Origin of the sequence: Glycomyces niveus (assembly GCF_017592475.1) — a bacterium.
Lineage (GTDB): Bacteria > Actinomycetota > Actinomycetes > Mycobacteriales > Micromonosporaceae > Glycomyces > Glycomyces niveus.
The window spans coordinates 1-16,496 of record NZ_JAGFNP010000010.1 but is presented as its reverse complement, the minus strand read 5'-3'; the positions used below and the strand labels follow the sequence as shown (position 1 = coordinate 16,496).

The 16,496-nt window shown below is 71.1% G+C and carries 13 protein-coding genes and 1 pseudogene; 6 read left to right on the top strand and 8 right to left on the bottom strand.

What is annotated here, in order from left to right:
- Positions 1 to 195 precede the first annotated feature (195 nt).
- The 3 genes and pseudogenes from J5V16_RS16915 (at position 196) to J5V16_RS16900 (ending at position 4,383) form a co-directional block, all read left to right on the top strand.
- The gene (locus J5V16_RS16915) at positions 196 to 1,074 is read left to right on the top strand and encodes an ABC transporter permease (RefSeq protein ID WP_243901359.1); all 879 of its coding nucleotides are present in this window, start codon (positions 196 to 198) and stop codon (positions 1,072 to 1,074) included.
- Positions 1,071 to 2,804: pseudogene (locus tag J5V16_RS25795) on the top strand (ATP-binding cassette domain-containing protein); the annotation flags it as partial. The gene J5V16_RS16915 and the pseudogene J5V16_RS25795, both read left to right, overlap by 4 nt.
- 355 nt (positions 2,805 to 3,159) lie before the next feature.
- Positions 3,160 to 4,383, top strand: coding sequence for a sulfotransferase family protein (locus tag J5V16_RS16900; protein WP_208497692.1), 1,224 nt, complete (start codon positions 3,160 to 3,162; stop codon positions 4,381 to 4,383).
- Between the two features lie 42 nt (positions 4,384 to 4,425).
- Here J5V16_RS16900 and J5V16_RS16895 read toward each other — a convergent pair whose 3' ends face one another.
- Positions 4,426 to 4,896, bottom strand: a complete 471-nt coding sequence (locus J5V16_RS16895) for a carboxymuconolactone decarboxylase family protein (RefSeq protein ID WP_208497690.1) — start codon at positions 4,894 to 4,896, stop codon at positions 4,426 to 4,428.
- A gap of 180 nt (positions 4,897 to 5,076) precedes the next feature.
- On the opposite strand from J5V16_RS16895, the gene J5V16_RS16890 reads away from it, so the two are divergent.
- Complete coding sequence (locus J5V16_RS16890) at positions 5,077 to 5,973, top strand: sigma-70 family RNA polymerase sigma factor (protein WP_208497688.1); 897 nt, start codon at positions 5,077 to 5,079, stop codon at positions 5,971 to 5,973.
- Between the two features lie 179 nt (positions 5,974 to 6,152).
- Here the strand turns inward: J5V16_RS16890 and J5V16_RS16885 are convergent, their stop codons facing one another.
- Positions 6,153 to 6,989 (bottom strand): aldo/keto reductase, encoded by an 837-nt coding sequence (locus J5V16_RS16885; protein ID WP_208497686.1) that lies wholly within the window; start codon positions 6,987 to 6,989, stop codon positions 6,153 to 6,155.
- A gap of 194 nt (positions 6,990 to 7,183) precedes the next feature.
- Here J5V16_RS16885 and J5V16_RS16880 point away from each other — a divergent pair, with 194 nt between their 5' ends.
- Entirely contained in the window at positions 7,184 to 7,654 is a 471-nt protein-coding gene (locus tag J5V16_RS16880; protein ID WP_208497684.1) for a rhodanese-like domain-containing protein, read from the top strand.
- A gap of 22 nt (positions 7,655 to 7,676) precedes the next feature.
- Entirely contained in the window at positions 7,677 to 8,405 is a 729-nt protein-coding gene (locus tag J5V16_RS16875) for a PIG-L deacetylase family protein (RefSeq protein WP_208497682.1), read from the top strand.
- Positions 8,406 to 8,503: 98 nt separating this feature from the next.
- Here J5V16_RS16875 and J5V16_RS16870 read toward each other — a convergent pair whose 3' ends face one another.
- The 6 genes from J5V16_RS16870 to J5V16_RS16845 form a co-directional block, all read right to left on the bottom strand.
- Positions 8,504 to 9,298: a hypothetical protein gene (locus J5V16_RS16870; RefSeq protein WP_208497680.1), complete on the bottom strand. Its 795-nt coding sequence runs from the start codon at positions 9,296 to 9,298 to the stop codon at positions 8,504 to 8,506.
- Positions 9,295 to 9,837 carry a SigE family RNA polymerase sigma factor gene (locus J5V16_RS16865; protein ID WP_243901357.1) on the bottom strand — a complete coding sequence of 181 codons (543 nt, stop codon included), beginning with the start codon at positions 9,835 to 9,837 and terminating at the stop codon, positions 9,295 to 9,297. The genes J5V16_RS16870 and J5V16_RS16865 overlap by 4 nt, the downstream gene beginning before the upstream one ends.
- Positions 9,838 to 10,345: 508 nt before the next feature.
- Positions 10,346 to 10,729, bottom strand: coding sequence for a hypothetical protein (locus J5V16_RS16860; RefSeq protein ID WP_208497676.1), 384 nt, complete (start codon positions 10,727 to 10,729; stop codon positions 10,346 to 10,348).
- On the bottom strand, positions 10,726 to 12,228 hold the full coding sequence (locus tag J5V16_RS16855; RefSeq protein ID WP_208497674.1) for a hypothetical protein: 1,503 nt from the start codon (positions 12,226 to 12,228) through the stop codon (positions 10,726 to 10,728). The genes J5V16_RS16860 and J5V16_RS16855 overlap by 4 nt, the downstream gene beginning before the upstream one ends.
- A 319-nt stretch (positions 12,229 to 12,547) precedes the next feature.
- A complete protein-coding gene (locus tag J5V16_RS16850) occupies positions 12,548 to 13,885 on the bottom strand; it encodes a glycosyltransferase (protein WP_208497672.1) in 1,338 nt (445 codons plus the stop codon).
- Positions 13,882 to 16,161 carry a glycoside hydrolase domain-containing protein gene (locus J5V16_RS16845; RefSeq protein ID WP_243901356.1) on the bottom strand — a complete coding sequence of 760 codons (2,280 nt, stop codon included), beginning with the start codon at positions 16,159 to 16,161 and terminating at the stop codon, positions 13,882 to 13,884. Before J5V16_RS16845 ends, J5V16_RS16850 begins: the two co-directional genes overlap by 4 nt.
- Positions 16,162 to 16,496 lie beyond the last annotated feature (335 nt).

The following is a 16,496-nucleotide window of genomic DNA, read 5'->3' as shown; positions in this document are numbered from 1 at the left end:
GCGAACCCGCGCGGTTCGCTCCGCGACCCCGAACGCGGAGGTATCCCGATGAGCCCTGAACCAAGTGACGCCGCGGCGCCGCCCGATGAAAGCGGCACCGCCGGGTCGGCGAGCGAAAGCGCTGTCGTCGCTTCGGTCAGCGAAGGCACTGCCGCCGCCTCGCCCGGCGAGGCATGTCGTACCCCTCAGGGACCCTTGACATCGGGGGGTCCCGAGCACCGACACACCCGACCCCGGGATCGCTGCAAAACCCCCGAGCCCCGCGAATCCCGCAACCCCGGCAGGACCCGCCTCCACCTCGCCCGCATCGCGGTCGCCGTCCTCCTCGCCCTCCCGCTCGGGATCGCGCTCGTCGGCCCGTTCCTGCCGGTCGCCGAACGCGACCGCACCCAGCCGTTCGACCCCGCCGCGCCCTGGCCCGGCACCGACTACCTCGGGTCGAGCGTCCTCGACGGGATCCTCGACGGCGGCTGGGGCATCGTCGTCACCGCCGCCGCCGCGACCGCCCTCGCGTTCCTCGTCGGCGTCCCGATCGGCCTCGCCGCCGCCGCGACCCGCCACCGCTGGCTCGACGAACTCCTCATGCGCCCCTTCGACCTCCTCCTCGCCCTGCCTTCACTCCTCCTCATGCTCCTGCTCGCCTCGATCGCCCCGCCCACGGCCTGGATGCTCGTGCTCATCGTGGCGCTCGTCAACCTCCCCGACATCGCCCGCATCGTGCGCGCCGCCGCCCTCGAAGTCGCCCACCGCCCCGCCGTCGAAGCGATGTGGCTGCAAGGCGAAAGCTGGTGGCGCACCTCGATCGGGTACATCGCCCGGTCGATCCTTCCCACGGTCGCCGCCGACGCCGGCGTGCGCCTGGTCGGCGCCTTCTACCTCGTCGCGGCCGCGAGCTTCCTCGGCGTGGGCGCGGGGCCGGAGGCCAGCGACTGGGCCGTCATGGTCGACCTCAACCGCGGCGGGATCTTCCTGTCCCCCTGGGGCGTCGTGCTCCCCGCGGCGCTGCTGGTCGCGCTCTCGGTCGGCCTGAACCTGCTGTTCGACCGGCTCCTCACCCGAAAGGCCACCGCATGACCGTGCACGTGACCGGCCTGCGCGCCGAAGCGGCCGGGAAGACCCTCGTCTCGGACATCGAGTTCACTGTGGACGCCGGAGGCGTGCTCGCCATCGTCGGCGCCTCGGGCTCCGGCAAGACCACGATCGGCTCGGCCCTCCTCGGCGCCGTCAAACGCGGTGTGGCTGTGACCGGCACAGTCGAGGTCGCGGGTGTCGACGTCCTGCACTGCGCCCCAGGCGAAGTCTCCGGCGCCTATCTCCCTCAGCACCCGGCGGCAGTCCTCAACCCGGTCCGCCGCATCGGCGGCGTCCTGACTGAGATTGCGAATGCACGTGGTGGTGGCGGGGCCGGGGCGGCGCCTGCGGCCGCGACGGTGCCTGCTGCCAGGGCGGGGCGGATAGGCGGCACGGCCGCGCCGGCGACGCCGCCGGCGTCGCGTAGGGCGTGCCCCTTCCCACCCGCATCCGCCTCCGACCAACCGAAAAAGACCACACTCCCACACGGGTCTGACAATCCGGTATTTCCGCAGGTAGAGGCCGCGAATCGCGAAGGTTCGGATGGGGAGTCGGCGAGCGCGGGGACGACCCCGCACGATCCCTTCGATACCGTTGGCGCGGAGGACAAGGGCGCGGGCTCGCGCCTTGGCGCTGGTGGGCGCTTGCTTTCGCGGGCCGAGACTGCCGAGCGGATCGCTGAGGTGATGCGCCGGGTCGGGCTTGATGACCCGAGCTTCTTGCGGCGCTTCCCGCACCAGTTGTCCGGCGGTCAGCAGCAGCGGCTCGTGCTTGCGCAAGCGTTCCTGTGCGAGGCGAAGCTCCTCGTCGCCGACGAGCCCACTACCGGCCAAGACCTCGACAACCGGGACCGGATCGCCGCCGAACTGCGGCTCGCCGCCGCGAACGGGCTCGCCGTAATCCTCCTCAGCCACGACCTCGAACTCGTTGAAGCCGTCGCCGACGACGTGCTCGTCCTCGACGCGGGCCGCATCGTCGAACACGGCCCGACTGCGAAAATCCTCGCGGAGCCGGAGCCGGAGCCGGAGCCGGAGCCGGAGCCGGAGCCGGAGCCGGAGCCGGAGCCGGAGTTCGGGGACGAGCCGGAGCCCGAGCCGGAGTTCGGGGACGAGCCTGGGCATGGAGTCGAGTTCCGCGGCGACGCGACGACTCCGGGGACGGCGCCCCCGGAGACCGCCGATTCGAGCGTAGGCACCGGCCTCCGCAGCGACTACATGCGCCGCCTTCTCGCCGCCCGACATGCCGATCCCGCCCCGGCTGCCGATGCGGAGGCCCCGATTCGCATCGTCGGCCGGGGACTTGCGGTCGCGCTCGGGAGCCGCCGCACGCGGGTTCTGCCCGGCGTCGATTTCGAAGCGCGCCAGGGCGAATGCCTCGCCGTGCTCGGCGCGTCCGGGTCCGGGAAGACCACCCTGGCTCGCACCGTGGCCGGGCTGCAGCAGGCGACCGCCGGGGAACTCCTCCTCGACGGCGCGCCCTTGCCCGTGCGCGGAAGGCGGCGCACTCGCGCCGAACGCGCCCGCGTCCAGTACGTCTTCCAGGACGCCCGCGCCTCCTTCGACGAGCATCGCGGCATCCTCGACCAGGTGGCGCGCACCGCCGTCCGCCTCCGCGGTCTGCGACCCGCGGCGGCCCGAGCCGAGGCTGAGCGGCTGCTCGCCGAGGTCGGGCTCACCGCCGAGACTGCGGACCGCCGCCGTGACAAGCTCTCCGGCGGCCAGCTTCAGCGGGCGGCGCTCGCGCGTGCTCTCGCGGCCGAGCCCGAGGTCCTCGTCTGCGACGAGATCACCTCCGGGCTCGACGCGATCACCCGGAAAGGCGTGCTCGACCTCCTCGCGGGCCTCAAGTCCAAGGGCGGCTTGACGATCTTGCTCATCACCCACGAACCGGCCGTCGCCGAGCACCTCGCCGACCGCGTGCTCCGCATCGCCGACGGCGTCGCGGTCCCGCCGCAAGCGAAGCCGTTGGCGGCGAAGGATTCCGAGGAAGCGACTGTATTGCCCCGGTTACAGCGGGCGCATATGCTCGACGGGTCTCTTACCCCCATTTGTCTTGCCGCCGTGCGAGAACAAGCCGAAGGAGATCCGCGTGGGACACGCGACCCTCACCGTCAAAGCCGTGAACGCCCTCTTCACGCCCCTCGTCCGCGGCCGCCGCGGCAAAGTCGACGCGGAGATCGAGCGGATGGTCGCCGCCGCCGAGGCCCAGACCGGCGCGTCCGCCGCGCCGCACCGCGAGTACATCGAGGACTGCCGGTTCATCCTCGGCTGCTACGCCGACGAGGAGGAGGCCTCGTTCCTGGGCTGGACCGCGATCCGCGGCGACGTGCAGCGTCGCATCACCAACCGCCTGCGCGTCGCGAAGGCGATCGCAGACCGGCCCGAGATCGAGGCCGAGCCGATCACCGCCCCGATCGTCGTCACCGGCCTGCCGCGCACCGCGACCACGTTGGCGCACAACCTCCTCGCTGGACCGGAGGGAAACCGCGCCCCGCTGTTCTGGGAGCTGTTCGACACCCTCCCCGGCGACGCCGACCAGGCCACGCGGGACGCCTCGATCGCCGCGACCCGGAAGTGGGTCGCCTCGATGAACAAGGCCGTGCCGGTCTTCCCCGACATCCATTCCATGGACGCGCTCAGGCCCGAGGAGTGCGTGTTCCTCCTGCCCTTCCACAGCTTCCTGTGGAACATGACCGGGCCGCTCAAGCGCTACCGGGCCTGGTGCGCCGAGCGCGACTACACCGAGGACTACCGGTACTTCAAGCAGGCGCTGCAGATCCTCCAGTTCGGGCGCGAGCGCAAGCGGTGGGTGCTGAAGAGCCCGTGCCACCTGTGGTCGATGGACGCGCTCGTCAAGATCTTCCCCGACGCGAAGGTCGTATGGACGCACCGCGACCCGGTCACCGTCATGGGCTCCTACTGCTCTCTTGTGGAGGTCGGGTGGTCGGTGTACCGGCGCCGCCTCGACCTCGAAGAGCTCGGCGAGACGTGCCTGTCGATGCTGACCGAGGCGATCGCCTCCGCGCGCGAATCGCGGCTGCGCCTCGGCGGCGACAACGTGATCGACGTCGGCTACCCGCACCTGGCCGGAGACGCCCGCAACCAGGTGCCGCCGCTGTTCCACCGGCTCGGCCTTCCATGGGGCAGAGCCGAGGTCGACAACCTCGAATACCTCCTCGACCTGCCGACGCGGCGGCGCAAGCACGAGTACACGCTGTCGCGGTACGGGCTCACCCCCGCTGAGGTCGAGACGGCGTTCGGCGACTACCCGGCCCTGGTCGCGAACCTGCCGGCACTGCCGAAGAAGTACTGAGCGGGTTCCGGGGCCGCCCGGCCGGCGGCCCCGATCGGTCTTCTAGCTCCACTGGCCGGGGGTGTAGTCGCCGCCGGGGATGCGCGGGATCGCGTTCATCCGGTTGTAGGCGTTGATGAGCGCGATGATCGAGACGAGGCCGGCGAGCTGGTCGCCGTCGAAGTGCTTCGCGGCGTCGTCCCACACGTCGTCAGGGACGCCGGCGCCGTCGGCGAGGCGGGTCCCCGCCTCGGTCAGGGCGAGCGCGGCCCGCTCGGCCTCGTCGAAGACGACCGAGTCGCGCCAGGCCGCGACCATCGCGACGCGGACCGGGGTCTCGCCGGCGTGCAGGGCGTCCTTGGTGTGCATGTCGGTGCAGACGCCGCAGCCGTTGATCTGGCTGGCCCGGATGAGGACCAGGTTGGGGATCTCCTCCGGCAGGCCCGTCTTCTTGAGGGAGAGGCCGGCGGCGTTGATGTGCTTGGCGAATTTGGCGGCGATGGGGTTCGAGTAGTAGTCGATGCGTGCTTCCACGGCGGGGCTCCTTCGGCGTTTCGTTCGATTCACCGGCATGACGGCTCCCGGCGCGGTGATGTGACCGACGAACCGATACTCGTGTCCTGGATCACAATGCGGCGGTCGTGCGGGATGGGACGGTCACGTTCGCCCGCCTGCACGCGTCATAGAGTCGGCAACCCGTCGAAGGAGGAGCACATGAACGACGACCTGTGGCTCGCGGAGCGATTCGAGACCGACCGGCCCCGGCTGGAGGCCGTCGCGTTCCGCATGCTCGGCTCCTCCGGCGAGGCCGAGGACGCGGTCCAGGAGGCATGGTTCCGCCTGGCCGCCAGCGACACCGAGCGCATCGAGAACCTGAGCGGCTGGCTCACGACCGTGGTCGGCCGGGTCTGTCTCGACCAGCTGCGCCGCCGCAAGTCCCGGGCCGAACAGCCGATGCCCACCTCGCTTGACGGCACGGTCGAGCTGGAGCCGGTCGCGCTCCCGGGACCGGCGGACGTGGAGGCCGACCCGGAGTCGGCCGCGGTCATCGCCGACTCGGTGAGCCTCGCCCTGCTGGTGGTCCTGGAGACGCTGGAGCCCGCGGAGCGGCTGGCGTTCGTCCTTCACGACATGTTCGGCGTGCCCTTCGACGACATCGCCCAGATCGTCGACCGGACCCCGACGGCCGCGCGGAAGCTGGCGAGCCGCGCCCGGGCGCGGGTGCGCGGGACCGACATGCCGCAGCGCAAGGAGGTCTCGAAGCAGCGGACGGTGGTCGAGGCGTTCTTGGCGGCCGCGCGCGGCGGCGACTTCGAGGCGCTGGTCTCGGTGCTCGACCCCGAGATCACGCTGCGCACGGACGCGGCCGAGGTCGGCCAGATCATCCGCGGCGCGGCCCAGATCGCGGGCGGCGCGATGACCTTCGCGGCCATGGCGACCGGCGCGCAGCTCGTCCTCGCCGACGGCAAGATCGGCGTCATCTCGTCCCTGCCGGACGCCCCGACGCGCGTCCTCGTCTTCACGGTCGAAGGCGACAAGATCATCGCGATGGAAGGCGTCACCAACCCCGACCGAGTGCGCGGCATGGAGCTCACCCTGCTGGACGCCTAGGCGGCGAAGGCCAGAAAAAACGGCGCGGGCCCCCCCTCCGCAAAGGCTAGGCGGCCCCCGCCGCAAAATGTCGTACCCCCGGGCGACCCTTGTCATCGGGGGCGCGCCGCACGGACACTCCCGACCCCGGGGGCCGGACCCGAACTCGAGCCTGCGGCCCCAATCCGGAGCCCGATCGGCTAGTGGCCGAACTCGTCCGAGTCCGCCGCGGCCGCTTCCCCCTGGTCGAGGGCCGACAAGGCCATCACGTCATCGGGGTCGAGCGTGAAGTCGAAGACGTCCAGGTTCTGCGCCAGGCGCTCCGGGGCGCTCGACTTCGGGACCACCGCGAGTCCCAGGTCCAGGTGCCAGCGCAGCACCACCTGCACGGGCGTCTTCCCGTACTTCTCGGCCAGCTGCAGCACCTTCGGCTCGTTCCGCACCTCGCCGCCCTGGCCGCCGATCGGCGACCACGACTGGGTCACGATGCCGCGCTCCTTGTGGTATGCGCGCGCCTCGAGCCGAGTCGTCAAGGGGCTCAACTGGATCTGGTTGACATCGGGGATCACGCCGGTGGCCTCGATGATCCGGTCCAGGTGGCCCGGCTTGAAGTTCGACGTGCCGATGGCCTTGACCCGCCCGGTCTCCAGCAGCCGCACCAGGCCCTCCCAGGCCTCGATGTACTTGCCGTGCTGCGGGTTCGGCCAGTGGATGAGGAGCATGTCGAGGTAGTCGAGGCCGAGTCGGTCGAGGCTGCGTTCGCAGGCTTCGGCGGCCAGGTCGACGCCGTGCCACTCGCGGTTGAACTTGGAGGTCACGAACAGGTCCTCGCGGGCCGCGCCGGAGGCCTTGAGGCCCAGGCCGACGCCGCGTTCGTTCTTGTAGTTCTCGGCCGTGTCGACGAGCCGGTAGCCGAGCCCGATCGCCTCGGCGATCACGCGTTCGGCCTCGGCGTCGTCCATCGGCCACGTGCCGAGGCCCAGCAGCGGCATGGCCGCGCCGTGGGCGAGTTCGACGGTGGGTGCGGTGGTTGCCATGGATGATGCCTCTCTCATCGGAAGCGCCGCCGGGGCGGCGCCGTGCTTGGGGCGTGAGGGGCGCCGCGGTCTACGCTACCGCCGGCGAGTACCCGCGAACAGGGTCGGAACACGCGTCGGCGCGGCCGGTCCCACATCATGGCCGACTTTGTGTCAAGTGCTCGTATCTTTGTACCGGCACATAGATTCTGGGCATGGCAACGAACGAGAACCCCGTCCTGCGCGTCGCCCCGGCCGCCCCCGCCGACGCCCTCGCGTACTTCACCGGGCTCATGGCCTACAGCACCGACGTCTCGGACGTCTACGCCGTCTCCGAGCTCGACGACCCCGGCTTCACGCTCGTCGACACCCGCGGCGAAGCCGCCTGGTTCCAGGGCCGCGTCCCCGGCGCCGTGCACTTGCCGACCGACGAGATCGCCTCGCGCGCAGCCGAACTCATCGACCAGTCCCGTCCGGTCGTCGTCTACTGCTGGGGTCCCGGCTGCAACGGCGCCTACCGGGCCGCCGTCGAGTTCGCGAAACTCGGGTACCAGGTCAAGTACATGATGGGCGGCTTCGAGTACTGGGTGCGCGAAGGCCTCCCGGTCGCCACCGACGCCGGCGTCGAGCGCGGCAAGCCCGACCCGCTCACCGCCCCCTCGAGCGGCGTCTCCTGCGCCTGCTGACCCGCCGGGTCATAATCGAGGCATGAGCGAACTCCTTGCCATGCCTGAAGACTGGACGAAGGCACTGGCCATCGTGGCCCACCCCGATGACATGGAATACGGCGCCGCCGCGGCCGTCGCCCGCTGGACCGGCGGCGGACGCGAGGTCGCGTACCTCATGGTCAGCCGCGGTGAAGCCGGGATCGACACCATGTCGCCCGAGGAGTGCGCGCCGGTGCGCGACGCCGAGCAGCGCGCCTCCGCGGCCGTCGTCGGCGTCTCCTCCGTCGAGTTCCTCGACCACCGCGACGGCGTCATCGAATCCGGTGTGCCCCTGCGCCGCGACCTCGCCGCCGCGATCCGTCGCCACAAGCCCGAACTCGTCATCACCCTCAACCGGCGCGACCACTTCATGCCCGGCCACTGGAACAGCGCCGACCACCGCGCGGTCGGCGAATCGGTGCTCGACGCCGCCAACGACGCCGGCAACCGCTGGATCTTCCCCGAGCTCGCCGACCAAGGACTCGAACCGTGGGGCGGCGTCCGCTGGGTCGCCCTCGCCGCCTCGCCCCTGTCGACGCATGCGGTCGACATCACGGACACGATGGAGACCGGCATCGCCTCCCTCCTCGAGCACCGCGCCTACATCTCGGCGCTCACCGACGAAGACCCCGAGACCTACGTCCGCGGCTTCCTCACCGGCTTCGCGGCCGGAGCTGGCGAACGCTTCGGCACGAAGTACGCGACCACGTTCGAGCTGATCAGCTTCTGACGGAACCGGAACGGGGACCGAGCCTCAGGCTCGGTCCCCGTTCTCGCTCTGGGGTTGCCGCGCTGGTCAGACGCGGCGGGAGTCTCAGGGCGACTTGGTCATTCGAAGTCGCCCGCCACTTCGCCGGTCTCGCCGGCTTCGGTCTCGGCCGTGAAGGAGTAGCGGTCCTCGTCGGCGCTGCGCGGGCCGGAACCGTGGTTGAACTGGCCCGCGAGCTGGTATTCGCCGGCCGGGAGGACCTTGCCGTCCTGCAGGGTCCAGCGGTAGACGAGGAAGCCGTCCTCCTCGGTCACCGCCGCGGCCGTGAAGTAGCTGTCCGCGGTGGTCCACGAGCCCGTGTGCTCGATGCCGTCGCCTTGGGCCACTCGCAGTTCGATGGTCACCGAGGCGAGCGGCTGCTCGTTCTTGACGGTGAGGTTCGCCTGCGACCAGAATTCGCCGCTGGCCGCGTCCACCGAGCCGTCGGTCCACAGCCACTCGGGGGCGGCGTCCTCGGTCTCCGGGCTCGAACCCTCCTCGGTCGCTTCGGTCTCCTCGCTCTCCTCTGCCTCCGACGTCGGCGTCTCGGCCGCGCCGGTAGTGGCGTCCGCGCTGGTCGCGGGGTCCGTGGCCTCTTCTGACCGGGTACCGGGACCGGCCGGGGGAGGTTCGGGGTCGGGGCCGATCACCGGGCCGAGGCCCAGGAACTGCCCGAAGAACACGATCGCGCCGATGAGCGCGAGCGCCGCGCCGGTCGCGAGCCCCAGCTGCGGGATCCGCCAGCCGGTGCGCACCGGTTCGGTCTGCACTCGGGGTTCGCGCATGCCGTCGGCGACGCGTGCCCACATGCGGTCGCGGTCCGGCTCGTACTCCTCCGCGGTCACCCGGAGCCGGTCGTTGATGTCGTCGTTCACTGCTGGCCCTCCTTCCGAATCGTCGCCCAGGCCGATCCCTCCTGGGGTCCGAGGATGCGCCGCAGTTCCGCCAGCCCCTTCGAGGTCTGGCTCTTGACCGTGCCGATCGAGATGCCGAGCGCGTCGGCGGTCTCGCGTTCGGAGAGTTCGAGTGAGTGCCGGAGGACGACGCATGCGCGCCGCCGCAGCGGCAGCCGCTCCAGTGCGGCGCGCACGTCCACGACGGCGGCCGAGTCGGGGCCGTCGTGCGTCTCGCCGGGCCGCTGCCAGAACAGGGTGTTGCGGCGCCGTTCGCGCACGGCGGCGCGGATGCGGGTCTTCGCGAGGTTGGCGACGATGCCGCGCGCGTACGCGATCTGCGACCGGGCCCGCCGGGCCTGGTCCCACTGCCGCCACACCGCGAGCATCGCGTCCGCCGCGATGTCCTCGGCCGTCCCGCTCTCGCCGATGAGCAGCCACGCGAACCGCGCGAGCTCGGCGTGGTGCCGCTCGAAGAAGGCGCGGAACGCGTCTTCCTCCAGCTGGGCGGGGACGTCCAACGGGGGGCCTCCGGTCGGGGGTCGTATTCGGGGAGGCGGAGAGTCTAGCAGTCCGACCATCGCACCGTTCCTTTCAGAATCGTCGCCCGCATGCAGGGCGGGCGCGGGCACCCCCGGTGCCCGCGCCCGTGACTCACCATGGCAGGAAAGCCCTTGCGTACCTGTCGTCGTCTACAGGCACCCCTTGCCCGCGCCGACGGCGGTCGGCCCGGCCGTCAGGAACTGGACGGCCGGGGGCGCCGGTTCGGAACCAATGAACCGGGACCGCCGTTGTCGTACGCGGTCTTTCCCTGTCGTGCGCATTTATGTGGTGCGACGGAGCCGGGTTGCCGCACCGTCATGTGGTCGCCGCGGACGGCCCGAAGGTTGCCCGCGAATCCGAAGATTTTCGAGAGACTTCGGGCGCGGTGCGGATCAGCAGGTCAGATGCTGTGGACGTGGGCGTCGACGGGCCGCTTCAAAGGGGTGCCACCCGGCATCGCCCGGTGGCACCCCATTGGCTCTTCGGCTAGTTGCGGCAGGTCTTGGTGTTCACCTGCCAGGTCTTGGCGGCGTGGTGGAGGAGGGCTGTTTCGTTGGCGAGGGCCCATTCGGTTTGGAGAGGCTCGGCGATGATGAGCCGCGGGTTGTCGGTTTCGAGGTTGATGATGTGGCCGATGAGGGCCGGGCAGGTGTCTTTGAAGGTCAGGCGGAGGCGGGTCTGGCCCATCACGAGCGAGTAGCGGACGGCTCGGTCGTCGATGGTGTGGGTGGCGAGGATGGGGAGTCCGGCGAGGTCGATCGGCAGCGCCGGGTCGGGTGGGTCGGTGCGGCGGACGGGGAGCGGGATCGCATTGAGCGCCTTGATGTATCGGGCGCGGATGCGGCGGGTGGTGTAGCGGTCGGGAATCATGCCGCGCCTCCGAAGATCAACGTTCCGCGGCTGTCGAAATTGTCGAAGGCTTGTTCCCATGCGGTCATGTAGGCGGCGGGCTGCGGACGCGGCGAGGGGCGGGGGCGGTTCTGGCGGGGTCGGGTGCGCCAGTGCCCGGGTGCGGGTCGGCCGTGGTTTGCACCGTCGGTTCGATTGGCGCTGTTGCGGACGGCTCGGGCGAGGTCGTGCTCCGTACGCGACTCGCGGGCGGCGATGACTTTGCGGGCGGCGCGGGCGCCGCCGATGGCGGCGGCGATCGCCGCGCCGGGCCGAGGCGGATCGCTCGCCTCGACCGGTTGCGGCCCTGACGGGCCTGCGGCTGGTGTTGCTGCGTTGTGGAAGTCGTTGGCGGGCTGGACCTCCTCCGCTCGGACGGCCTCGGGCTTGCTCTCGTGCGTGCGGGGACCGGGTTGTGTCGGGATCGGATGCGCTGCATGCGGTTCGGGGTGGTGCTGGTGCTGGTTGAGTGGTGCGGGCATGGCGATGAGGCCGCAGGTGAGGACCCAGGCGAGCCAGTGGAGGACCCAGGCGGCGCGTTCGCGGAGGTAGGGCTTCTGGGGCGCGAAGTGGGCGGCTTGGAGCCCGGCGGAGTTGGCGATGAAGCGGTCGAAGGCGTCTTCGCGGAGCTTCGAGAACCGGTACTCGCCGGTAGTGTCAGTGCCGTTCCGGCCGTCCACTCCGTGACCGCCGGGGTCGTTGTCTTCTCGCTGGTTGCTCTGGCCGCGGCCGTATCCGCTGATCCAACCCGCGTCGCCGGGGCCGTCGCCGTCGTCGCTGCGGTCCCAGGGCCGCCGCGCGGGTTTGGCCTTGGTGTCTGCCGACGGGCTCGGCCGTCCGTTCCGCTCGCCCCAAGGACGTTGCGACGCTTCGGGTTCATCGGGTTCATCGGGTTCGGAGGGGACCGGGCGGCCACGCGAGCCCCATGGTGGCGGCCGATCCGAACCGCCGCGACCGAAGGAGTCGCCCGGGCGATCGCGGTCGCCCCGCCGGCCATCGCCGGTGCGTGTGGGTGTCGGTTCGGGTTCGGGCCAGTCGGCGGTGCCGGGGAACCAGGCGTCGGCCGGTGGGACCCAGTCGTCGGCGGGGAGGGGGTCGGGGGTTTCGTCTCTGCGGTGGCGGCCGGTGCGTTCGTCCTTGTACCAGCCTCGCGACCCGTACGGGCCGGGGTCGAACGGGTCGTAGGGGCGGTTGGCGTCGATGATCCAGGTGTCGCCCACCTTGTGGCGCAGGTGCATCGGCTCGTAGCGGGGGCTGCGCGGGTCGGAGTCGGGTGCTTCGAGGTCGCAGCAGTCGGGGTTGTGCTGGTACCGGTACGCGCCCGGGCACATCGGGTCCGGTTCGCCGTCGATGAGGAAGAGCCGTCGTCCGGCCCAGTCGTAGTAGCCGTCGCCGTCACCCTGTCCGGTGATCTCGCGCAGCGGTGCGCCGGGGCCGAGGTGATCGTGCCGGTAGAAGGCCTGTTGAAGGAGCACGCGCATGCGTGCTTGGTTCACGGTCGTCGCGAGTTGATGAGTTGCGCTACGCCTGTTTTCGCGTAGGGTGGACTCTGCCATGGGAGGCTCGCCTTCCTTGGATGAGGAGGTGGGCCGCCTGCTGTTTTTGCGGACAAGGGGCGGCCCACCGGCCATATTCAATTGGTTCTTCGACGTGCGATTCGCACGTGAGTTCAGGCTGACACAGCTTTTCGCGCAACGGCAAGCGCGACACACCTTCGCGTGCAAAAGCGTCTAGAAGCCCTCAGGCACCCCACCCACACCAGCTGGGTTCCGGGCCGCTGGCGTGGCATGTTTCCTCAGGTCAGCTGAGAGTGACGTGGGCGTCGACGGGGCGCCCGGACGGGCTGTCGAGGAGCCCTGAGAAGAGGTTGTCGAAGACGGCGGTGCGGTCGAAGCGCAGCGCGTAGGAGCGGGCGCGATCGGCGGCGGCCTCGCGTTCGGCCGGGGGCATGGCGAGGGCGCGGTCGAGCGCGGCGGCGAGAGCGGCCGGGTCGGAGTGGGGGACCTCGATCGCGGTGTCGCCCACGGCTTCGGGGATGCCTCCGGTGTTGGTGGTGATGACGGGGCCGCCGCCCGCGAGCATCTTCTCCACGAGGGCGATGCCGAAGGTCTCGACGAACTCGGGGCGCGGCTTCGACGGCAGTGCGTATGCGGCGCAGCCGTTCATGAGCAGCGGCTTCTCCTCGTCGCCCACGTCGGTGAGGAACAGGATGCGCTCGTCGCCCCCGGCGAGGGCCACGGTCTCGGCGTGCGCGGGGCCGTTCCCGGCGATCACGAGCCGGTGGGTGCGGGAGGCGTCCGAGACGCGGTAGGCGTTGATGAGGTCGTCGGCGCCCTTCGCGGCGGCGACGCGGGAGAGGAAGAGCACGTAGCCGTCCCTGGTCAGGCCGCGCGCCGCCAATGCAGTGTCTACTGCGGACGGATCGAGGTCGAGGTACGCGCCGGCGTCCACCGCGGGGTAGGAGACTTCGACGCGGGCGGCGACCTCCTCGGCGAAGCGGGTTCCGCACGCGAGGTCGACCTGCGCCGCGGATTCGAGGATGAGCTCCCGCGTGTAGGCCGAGACGGCCACGCACCGGTCGTGCGAGAGGTAGGCGGTGAACAGGGACGCGGCCGCGCCGATCGCGCCCTCGGCGATGCAGGAGCGGACCACGTTCGTGATGTCGGAGCCGACCGCTTCGGCGATCGTCGTGACGTCCGCGTCGAGCCCGGAGGCGCGCACCGAGCGCAGGGCCTCGGCGACCGCGTTCGCGTGCGGGGTCAGGTACATCGACATGCACACGGTCGGCACGCCGTCGGTGAACAGCTCGAACAGCCGCCCGGCGAGGCCGAGGAGGTGGCGGCCGGTGGGGACGCGGTAGTCCCCGACTGGGCCGGGCCGCTCGACGGTGATGCCCTCCGAATAGGGCAGGAGCTCGTCGAGCGGTTTGAGCGGCAGCCCCGCGGCCCGCAGCGCCTCGATCGGCCAGGTCACGATGCGCACGTCGTCGAAGCCGCGGGTGAGGGCGACTTCGGCGAGGCCGCGCGCCTCGGTGGCGTGGCCGCAGATGACCGGGTCGGCGCGGACCACGATGACGAGGCGCCGTTCGGGCGCCTTGCCGGGTCGGCGCTGGTGCTGGCCGCGGGGCTGCTGGGTCACGGTAGGAACTCCTGGAGTCGGGCCCCGCCGCGGGCGGGGTCGGGCCGGTCGGAGGCCGACGGCGGGCGCGTCTTCGTCGCCCAGTCGGACGGTTCGGGGCCGAGCTCGATCTCCAGCCGCCCGCCGCCGTGCAGCTGGTTGCCGGTGAGGAACCCGTGGTCGAGCGGCTTGCCGTTGAAGCGGGCCGCCTGGACGTACTGCGGCGCGGACCCGGCGGCGTCCTCGCCGATGCCGGACTCCACATGGCCGGTCGTCACCAGATCGAAGTCGTTGCCGCCGAAGCGGAGCGACGCGCCCTTGAACGCGGGCGCGTTGACCAGGAACAGGTTCTGGCCCGCGACGGGGAAGAGCCCGAGGGACGCCCACACGTACCAGGACGAGAGCGCCCCCGAGTCGTCGTTGCCGGGCAGGCCGCCGCGGCCCGTCCCGAACTGGTAGGCGAGCGCGGCGTGCACGACCTCGGCGGTGCGGTCGGGCCGCCCGGCGTAGTGGTAGGCCCAGGGGGCCTCCATGTCCGGTTCGTTGTTCAGGCCCTCGAAGCGGTTGAGGTCCTGGCCGATCGCGAACTCGGGGCCGAAGGGCGGGACGCCGAGCTGGGTGACCGGCGCGGCCCCGAACCCGAAGAACCGGTCGAGGATCGCGGTGAACTCCTTGTCGCCGCCGGCGAGTCTGATGCGCGCGGCCATGTCGTGCAGGAGCCGGAACGAGTAGTTCCAGCGTCCGCCCTCGTAGAAGCTCGAGTCGCGCAGCAGCCCGTCGAGGCCGAACGCGTTGGTCCAACCCCGCGACTTCGCCTCCAGCTCGTCGGCGAGCTTGTGGTCGCCGAGGCCGCGGGCGACGATCGCGGTGCACCAGTAGCCGGTCGCCAGGTCGAGGGTGTGGCTCACGGGGTGCACGATGCCGCGTTCGGCGAAGTCCTCGCCGTAGCCGCGCCGCAGGTCGTCCTGCATGTGAACGAGCGCCCAGTCCCATTCGAGGCCTTCGAGCCCCAGCTGGTAGCCGTCGGCGAGGACGGTGTGGGCGAGGGCCGAGGCCTGGCGGAAGAACCGGTCGGAGCCGCGCGCCATCCGGTAGCCGATGGGCAGGTTGCCCTCTTCCTCCGCGATGCGCACCAGCGACTCGAGCATCGCCGCGCCCTTCTCGGGGTTGAGGGCGGTGAGCAGCGGGAACTGGGTCTTGTACATGTCCCACATCGTCGCGATGTCGAACACGAAGGGGCCCTTGGAAGGCCAGAACGGCGACTCGTCCTCGGCGAAGCACGGCTTGATGAGCGAGTGGTAGAGGCTCGTGGCGAACACAGTGCGCCGCTCGGGAGTGCCGCCGTCCACCTCGACCTGCGAGCCGTACCCGTCCCACGCGCCGCGGGTCTGGGAGCGGACGCGCTCGAAGGCGTGCTCGAACCCGCCGGGCAGGCACTGCTCGAGGTTGCGGCGGGCCTGGTCGGTCCCGCGCATCGAGAAGCCCATCCGGATCTCGACGGTGGTGCCCGCGCGGGCCGGGCCCATGAACATGAGGCCGAAGGGGCGCAGCGTGGTGCGGCGGATGTAGTCGAAGTCGAGGCGAGTGCCGCCGTCGACGCGGCGGCGGTCGTACCAGACCAGCTGCCGCCAGGCCTTCGGCGTGTCCGAGTCGATGTACACCGAGAGAGGGATGCCCTCCATGACGACGGTGCCCTGCGCGCAGCCCTGTCCGAGGCTCTCGAGGCCGGCGCGGAGGGGGACGGTGGTGCCGTGCTCGATCGCGAGGCCGCCGTAGGAGAAGTCGAGCACGACGCGGGCCGAGGACGCCTCGGGGAAGGTGTAGCGGTGGACGGCGGTCTTCTCGCCGACGGTGAGTTCGCAGCGGATGCCGTTCTCGAGGGTCGCGGCGTAGTAGCCGGGCTTGGCGGTCTCGTCCCGCAGCTTCCAGCGGGTGCCGAGCGCGTCGAGCGGCTCGATCATGGGGGTGACGCGGAAGTAGTTGTAGTACTTGCGGATCGCGCCCGTGCCGGACTGCTGGAAGTGGGTGAAGCCGCTGGCGAGGTAGTCGTCGTAGAGGGGCGCGGGGGCGCCCTCCGTCGACATGCCGTAGCGGCCGTAGCCGGTGGGGTAGGCGCCGGAGCAGGCGCAGGCCGAGACCATGCCGAGGGGGTGGCACGCGCCGGGGTGGGTGTTCCCGACCTGGGCTTTCGGCCACCACCAGCTGGCGGCCAGCCCCTGCGCCGCGGGCAGATCGGCCGGTTCGGTGCCGATGAAGGGGTCCACTGAGTCCAATATGCGACTGAGGTTAGAGCTCATGTGTCACATCTTCGTTACAGCCGGGTGAACCCGCAAGCGTTAGCGTGCACTTCGTCTAACATTCACTGCTGCGCAATGCGAAACATGAGCGCACTCGCCCCTCCGTCCGGGTGACTTTTCAGCTGCCGGCCCCGATTCGGGCCGAATCTTGTCGGACCCCTCGGCGACGATCGCCGCATACCTTTTCTTCCCCTCTAGTGGTGGGTGGGGGCTAGTGGATGGCTGTGGCGGTAAGGGTTTGCCCGGCGGCCCGGCGGCCCGGCGGCCCGGCGGCCCGGCGGCCCGGCGGCCCGGCGGCCCGGCGGCCCGGCGGCCCGGCGGCCTTGGCCGGGCCG

What these genes read in the sequence shown, in the direction of transcription:
- J5V16_RS16890 (WP_208497688.1), top strand. Translation starts at nt 5,077, where the DNA reads ATGAACGACGACCTGTGGCTCGCGGAGCGATTCGAGACCGACCGGCCC.
- J5V16_RS16885 (WP_208497686.1), bottom strand. Translation starts at nt 6,989, where the DNA reads ATGGCAACCACCGCACCCACCGTCGAACTCGCCCACGGCGCGGCCATG.
- J5V16_RS16880 (WP_208497684.1), top strand. Translation starts at nt 7,184, where the DNA reads ATGGCAACGAACGAGAACCCCGTCCTGCGCGTCGCCCCGGCCGCCCCC.
- J5V16_RS16875 (WP_208497682.1), top strand. Translation starts at nt 7,677, where the DNA reads ATGAGCGAACTCCTTGCCATGCCTGAAGACTGGACGAAGGCACTGGCC.
- J5V16_RS16860 (WP_208497676.1), bottom strand. Translation starts at nt 10,729, where the DNA reads ATGATTCCCGACCGCTACACCACCCGCCGCATCCGCGCCCGATACATC.
- J5V16_RS16855 (WP_208497674.1), bottom strand. Translation starts at nt 12,228, where the DNA reads ATGCGCGTGCTCCTTCAACAGGCCTTCTACCGGCACGATCACCTCGGC.
- J5V16_RS16845 (WP_243901356.1), bottom strand. Translation starts at nt 16,161, where the DNA reads ATGAGCTCTAACCTCAGTCGCATATTGGACTCAGTGGACCCCTTCATC.